This is a genomic window from Bradyrhizobium sp. 192, from assembly GCF_023100965.1.
In the GTDB taxonomy this organism is placed as follows: domain Bacteria; phylum Pseudomonadota; class Alphaproteobacteria; order Rhizobiales; family Xanthobacteraceae; genus Bradyrhizobium; species Bradyrhizobium symbiodeficiens.
This window is the reverse complement of sequence record NZ_CP064690.1, coordinates 7991342-7997500: the sequence shown is the minus strand read 5'-3', so window position 1 is coordinate 7997500 and position 6159 is coordinate 7991342. Positions and strand designations below refer to the sequence as shown.

The following is a 6159-nucleotide window of genomic DNA, read 5'->3' as shown; positions in this document are numbered from 1 at the left end:
GAGCGAATCGGCCCGGTAAGCCGTGAGGCTCGCATACATTTTGCCGAAATGCGGATTGCTCTTGGCGAGATCAGCGTAGATCCCGTTGGCCGCGCCGTAGCAGGCCTCGAGCACTTCCTGCGGGAAGGGTTTGAGGATCGCGCCGGCGGCGAGTAGCCGCTTGAGCGCGGGTGGATTGACCGAATCGTACTTGCCGGTCACCCAGGTGAAGGTATCGAGTGAGGCCGCCGAAATCGCCGCCTGATAATGTTTCGGCAGCGTATTCCACTTCTCGAGATTCATGATGTTATGGCCCTGGCCGGTGCCTTCCCACCAGCCCGGATAGTAATAGTACTTCGCGACTTTCACGAAGCCGAGCTTCTCGTCGTCATACGGGCCCACCCATTCGGCCGCGTCGATCGTGCCCTTCTCCAGTGCAGGGTAGATGTCGCCGGCCGCGATCTGCTGCGGCACACCGCCGAGCTTGCCGATGATGGTACCGGCGAAACCGCCGACGCGGAATTTCAAGCCCTTGAGATCGTCGACGGTCTTGATCTCCTTGCGGAACCAGCCGCCCATCTGGGCGCCGGTCGAGCCTGTCGGCACGCCGATGGCATTATGCTCCCTGAGGAGATCGTTGAGCATGTCCTGTCCGCCGTTCCACAACAGCCAGGAGATATGCTGGCGCGTGTTGAGACCGAATGGCAGCGATGTGCCGAAGGTGAACGCCGGGTTCTTGCCCCAATAGTAATAGAGCGCAGTGTTGCCCATCTCGACTGTGCCGTTCGAGACGGCGTCGAGCACTTGCAGGCCCGGCACAATCTCGCCGGCCGCAAAGGGCTGGATCTGGAAACGATTGTCTGTGATCTCGGCAACGCGCTTGCAGAAATATTCGCAGCCGCCATAGAGCGTATCGAGCGATTTCGGCCAGCTCGCCGTCAGCCGCCATTTCACCTCGGGCATCGACTGTGCGATAGCCGGTGCGGCAACGGCACTCGCGGCCAGGCCCAGCCCGCCTGCCGTCAGGAATTTACGACGTTCCATGCATTTCCCTCCCTGTGATGTCGAGTCCTCGACGAGGGGATTGCGGTCTTGACGCCGCTTTGTCTTCGCCGGTGGCCGACGTTTTTGGCGTCCGAAAATCTGTGTTCCCGGATCGGGGGGCAGGATGACCAAAGGAGCATCGCAAAGCAAGCGCACTTTGGTTGTGCTTGCGGTGTCGCCGATTAATGCTGCGCTGCGAACGCCCTCTCCATCGCCTTGCGCGTCTTCACCGTCTCGTTGCTGGCGTCGAACTCGACGTCGCTCCAGTGCACCACCGCGCCGTGCGCGATGCCATGCTTCAGCTTCACGCGGTGGGCGAGGCCAATCGGCAGCGCGCCGGCCTTCAGGCTCGCCGCCGCCGGTACCAGCTTGCCCCACACCGTGTAACCGCCTTCGCCGTCCAGCATCTCGCCTGCGCGCAGATTGCGCTTGGCGACCGCCGCGACGTCGCCGCGGAAGCCGCTGGCCTGGCCGGTCGGCTCGCCGCGCAGCGCGGCCGACAGCACCGAGATGTTCAGCTCGAGCCCGATCAGGTGATACGGCTTGTACATCGCGGCAAAGCGCCCGCTGCCGTCGGTCTTGAGGCCGTATTGCCTGAAGCAGTCGGCGGCGTAGTCGTTCGGCGCCTCCAGCACGACATAGACGCCCCAGCGCAGGTCGCGAAACACTGGCCGTCCGTCGCGCTCGAGCGAGGAGACGACTTCGACCAGGCCCGACCGCTCCAGCACGCCACCGCGCGAGCGCGGCCGCATGATGTGAGGCAGATCGTCGACGCCGCAGGGCGGAAACAGCAAGCCGTCCGCGGGCACGTCGAGAGCGCAGGCGTTGGCGATCGCGGCCATCTCGATCGCCGATTTGGTGCCATCGAGGAAGGAGTTGAACATCTGCGGATTCATGCCGGCCGACTGTGCCTCGCCCGCGGTGAGGCCGTAATGCTGCCAGACGCCGTCCGGTGTGACGTCGTGATAGGCGGGCAGATATTTCGTGCCCTTGCCGGCGGCGACGACGCGGAAGCCGGTGGCGCGGGCCCAGTCGACCATCTCGGCGGTCAGCGCCGGCTGGTCGCCATAGGCGAGCGAATAGACCACGCCTGCTTTTCGCGCTTCCTCGGCGAGCAGCGGGCCCGCCAGCACGTCGGCTTCGACATTCACCATCACGATATGCTTGCCCGCGGCGATCGCGGCGCGCGCATGCTTGATGCCGACGGCTGGATTGCCGGTCGCCTCCACCACGACGTCCATCGCGCCGCCGGCAATGGCGCGCGCGCCGTCATCGGTGAAGACGGTGGCGGCAATACGCTCGGCGCTCCAGCCGACGGTGCGGCAGGCCTCGCGTGCGCGGTCGCGGTCGATGTCGACGATGACGGGCACCTCCAGCCCCGGCGTGTGCGGCACCTGCGCCAGGAACATCGAGCCGAACTTGCCGGCGCCGATCAGGGCGACACGGACAGGCTTGCCGGCGGACGCGCGGGCCTGGAGGAGGCGGTAGAGATTCATGGGCGGATTCCGATGATGCAGAATTGTTGTGAGACGCGCGTGTCTATCAGCTCGTCATGGCCGGGCTTGACCCGGCCATCCCCGACTTGCGGCTGGCGACTGTGTCAAGACGTGGATGCCCGGGTCAAGCCCGGGCATGACGACTGAGGATGTTGCGCGAGGAGTTCTATTCCGCCGCCTGCCGCGGCGCACGTGCGAGGCGCAGCAGCGCGTCGTCGTCCACCGTCTTGATCGGGGCGAAGTCGCGATGCGCGATGTAGTCCGGCCGCGTGGGATTGCGGATGTGGTTCGAAACCGCGTTCAGCGTCAGGTACACGATCTTGCGCGGGAAGGGCGTGATGTTGCCGGCCGAACCGTGCACGAGATTGCCGTGAAACATCAGCATGCCGCCGGGCTTTCCGGTCGGCGCCACGATGCCGCCCTGCGCGACCAGCCGCGTCACGGTGGCCTCGTCCAGCGTCCACAGCGGATAGGATGTGGTGGCGAGGTCGTGCGAGGCTTCGAGATCGCCGGCGTTCTGGCTGCGCGGCACCAGCATCAGGGGGCCGTTGATCGGCATCACCTCGTCGAGGAAGATCGCGATGTTCATGGCGCGCGGCTCCGGCATGCCGTCGTCGCGCTTCCAGGTGCCGTAATCCTGGTGCCACTGCCAGACGTCGCCGGTGAAAGCCGATTTCGCGTTGATCTTGAACTGATGCATGTAGACCGGCTCGCCGAACAGCTGCTCGACCGGGTCGATCATGCGCGGATGGGCGCCGAGGAGGCCGAACGCCTCGTTGTAGAGATGCGCGGCAAACGCCGTGCGCGGCGCGCCGCTCTTCTCGCGCCAGACCTCGGGCCGGTTGGCATCGTAAATGCCGATCGCCTCGCGCGCGAGGAAATCGACCTCTTCCTGGCTGAATAGCTCGGGCAAAAACAGCCAGCCCTCGCGGTGGAAGAACTCCAATTGCTCCTGAGACAGTCTCATGGGTCGTCCTCCTGTTTTGTCTTTGTTGTCGTATTTTCTCTGCCGTCATGGCCGGGCTTGACCCGGCCATCCACGTCTTTCGTTGCACGTCCAGGAAGAACGTGGATGCCCGGGACAAGCCCGGGCATGACGGCGACGGAGATCGTGGGTTACGCCGCCGCCTCGTCCGTCGCCCTCAATCTCTCCTCAGTCATCCGTCCCGCCGTCTGTGCATGCGACAGCGCCGCGCGTTCGGCCGCATTCGCATCACCGCTGAGAATGTGTCCGGCAATCGTCGCATGCTCCGCCCAGGCGCTGCCGCGATAGTCGAGCTCGGACAGCACCGTCGCCATCGAGCGGCGCATATGCGGCCATTGCGGTGCGATGGTCTCCTCGATTACGGGATTGCCGGCGAGCTGATAGATCGCGCGGTGAAAATCGACGTCGCGCACGATCAGCTCTGCGAGTGTCGTGTTGCGGTCGATGCCGCGTCCGGCGGCGAGTGCCGCTTCCAGCCGCGCGCGGCCGGCCGCGTCATATCCCGCGCGTTCAGCCGCGAGCCGGGCGGCCAGCGCGTCGATCGCGCCCCGGACCTCGTAGAGTTGGCGGATGCGCGCGGGATCGAGCTGAGTGACCTCGAAGCCGCGCTTGCCGCTCTCGGCGACCAGACCCTGGCGGTGGAGCAGGTGCAGCGCATGCGAGACAGGCTGGCGCGAGACGCCGAGCTTGTCGGCCAGCTCGTTCTGCCGGATGCGTTGGCCGGGCTGAAGCGTGCGGTCGGAGATCGCCTCCAGGATTCGGGCATAGACCTGATCGATCAGGTTCGGGAGCGGGTCGAGGGGGATCACGCCAGCGGCTCCTGCGAGCGAATACGGAATTCCGTATTCGAAGGTATTGCAGGAGGGGAAGGGCGTCAAGGTAGCCCATTTTAGACCTGCTAAGCCACTGATTTCATTGGGGTAGCCTACTGTGCATGGGGTTGTTTTCGCAGAAAAAGGGTTCGGAAGGGAGGACCTTACTCCGCCAGAAACACGCTCACTCGCTCCCCGAACTCCAGCGGGGCATGCTCGAACATCCAGTGGCCGGCGTTCGGAATCACCGCCGTCTTGCTGCCCGTGATGTGCTCGGCCAGCACGCGCCACATCACCGACAGGCTGCCGGTGGTAGCGCCGCCGCCGATCAGCAGCGTCGGGGTCTTGATCGCCTGCGCATCGCTCAGCGTGTAGGGCCGGCGCTGCTCGTTGATCTGGCCGAGGAACGTCAGCGCGTTGTCGCGCAGCTGTTGCTTGGCCGCCGCGGGCACGCGCCGCCACGAGCCGTCGCCCTCGATGCCCTCGTAGAAATTCTGCAGCGCGCCCTCGATATCGCCGGCACGGATCATCTCGACCGATCGCGCGGTGCGCGCCGCCAGCGGCGGATGCGCGGGCGTGCCTTCCGGCACCGGCAGGGATGCGTCGAGATCGCCGCCCGGCTCGGCCAGCACCAGCTTCCGCACCAGATCCGGCCGGGCCTGAGCCACGCGAAACGCGATGTGACCGCCGCGCGAATGGCCCATCAGGTCGACCGGTCCGGGCTTGATCTGCTCGATGAAGGCGATCACATCGGCGACGTGCTGCGCCATCTTGTAGTCGTCGCCGACGGCGTCCCAATGCTCGGGGAAGAAATGCCGCAGGCTGACCGAGATCACGCGATGGCTCTTCGACAGCGGCCCGAGCACCGCATACCAGGTGCGGAAGTCGCCGAGCGTGCCGTGCACGCAGACCAGCGGATGACCCTCTCCGACTTCGAGATAGGCCATGTCGTAACCGTTGACGCGAAAGGTCTGCATGATCAGCTCGCCAGAAAATCCAGGACGACTTCGGAGTATTTCTGCGGCGCCTGCTCGAACATCGGGTGCGTCGCGTTCGGGATGATCGCCGTCTTGGAGTAAGGCACATGCGCGGCCAGCGCGTGCAGCACCTTCGGCAGCAGGCCCTTGGTCCGCGCCCCCAGGATGAACAGCGTCGGCATCTTGATCGCCTCCGCATCCGCCTTCGAGAATGGCGGACGATTGTCGCGGACCTGGCCGATCAGGGTCGTGGCGTTGTCGCGCAGGTTTTGCTTCACCAGGGCTGGCAGCCGAGGCCAGGTGCCGGCGCCTTCCAGCGTGTCGACGAAGACGGCGAGGCCGCTGTCGACATCGCCGGCCGCGATCTTCTCGGCCGAGGCCGTGAAGCGCGCCAGCAACGGCGAGGGACCGCCGGCATAGTCGGGGTCGAGGCTCGCATCGAGCTCACCGCCCGGTTCGGCCAGCACCAGCCGCCGGAGCAGGTCCGGCCGGCGCTGCGCTACGCGGAAGCAGATGTGGCCGCCGCGGGAATGGCCCATCAGGTCGACCGGGCCGAGGTCGAGCTTCTCGATGAAGGCGATGACGTCGCTGACATGCTGGGCGATCGAATAGGTGTCGCCAACACCATCCCATTTCTCCGGAAAGAAGTGCCGCAGGCTGACGGCGATCAGCCGATGCCGCTGGGTCAGCGGGCCGAGCACGCAGCCCCAGACCCGGAAGTCGTTGAGCGAGCCGTGCACGCAGACCAGCGGCGGCCGGCCGCTGTCCTCGCCCACGTCGAGATAGGGCATGTCGTAACCGTTGACGTGGAGGCTTTGCATTCGGGACTCGCTAGGCGGGCGGAACTCCTGTGCAAGATTCCCGGA

At 65.6% G+C, this 6159-nt stretch carries 6 protein-coding genes (1 of these 6 running past the window's edge); all 6 read right to left on the bottom strand.

The window, feature by feature from the left end; translation table 11 throughout:
- On the bottom strand, positions 1-1023 hold the 5' portion of the coding sequence (locus IVB24_RS37600) for an ABC transporter substrate-binding protein (RefSeq protein ID WP_247771572.1). The gene continues 66 nt to the left of window position 1, outside the view; only the first 1023 of its 1089 coding nucleotides appear in the window; it begins with the start codon at positions 1021-1023; its stop codon lies off the left edge, out of view.
- A 182-nt stretch (positions 1024-1205) separates the two neighbouring features.
- Positions 1206-2519, bottom strand: a complete 1314-nt coding sequence (locus IVB24_RS37595; RefSeq protein ID WP_247771571.1) for a Gfo/Idh/MocA family oxidoreductase — start codon at positions 2517-2519, stop codon at positions 1206-1208.
- A gap of 166 nt (positions 2520-2685) precedes the next feature.
- Complete coding sequence (locus IVB24_RS37590; RefSeq protein ID WP_247771570.1) at positions 2686-3486, bottom strand: phytanoyl-CoA dioxygenase family protein; 801 nt, start codon at positions 3484-3486, stop codon at positions 2686-2688.
- Positions 3487-3635: 149 nt separating this feature from the next.
- On the bottom strand, positions 3636-4313 hold the full coding sequence (locus IVB24_RS37585; RefSeq protein WP_247771569.1) for a GntR family transcriptional regulator: 678 nt from the start codon (positions 4311-4313) through the stop codon (positions 3636-3638).
- A 167-nt stretch (positions 4314-4480) separates the two neighbouring features.
- Positions 4481-5293, bottom strand: a complete 813-nt coding sequence (locus IVB24_RS37580; protein ID WP_247771568.1) for an alpha/beta hydrolase — start codon at positions 5291-5293, stop codon at positions 4481-4483.
- 2 nt (positions 5294-5295) lie between these two features.
- Positions 5296-6114, bottom strand: coding sequence for an alpha/beta hydrolase (locus IVB24_RS37575; protein WP_247771567.1), 819 nt, complete (start codon positions 6112-6114; stop codon positions 5296-5298).
- Positions 6115-6159 lie beyond the last annotated feature (45 nt).

Excerpts from the sequence above, each read along its gene's own strand:
- IVB24_RS37595 (WP_247771571.1), bottom strand. The coding sequence starts at position 2,519 with ATGAATCTCTACCGCCTCCTCCAGGCCCGCGCGTCCGCCGGCAAGCCT.
- IVB24_RS37575 (WP_247771567.1), bottom strand. The coding sequence starts at position 6,114 with ATGCAAAGCCTCCACGTCAACGGTTACGACATGCCCTATCTCGACGTG.
- IVB24_RS37590 (WP_247771570.1), bottom strand. The coding sequence starts at position 3,486 with ATGAGACTGTCTCAGGAGCAATTGGAGTTCTTCCACCGCGAGGGCTGG.
- IVB24_RS37580 (WP_247771568.1), bottom strand. The coding sequence starts at position 5,293 with ATGCAGACCTTTCGCGTCAACGGTTACGACATGGCCTATCTCGAAGTC.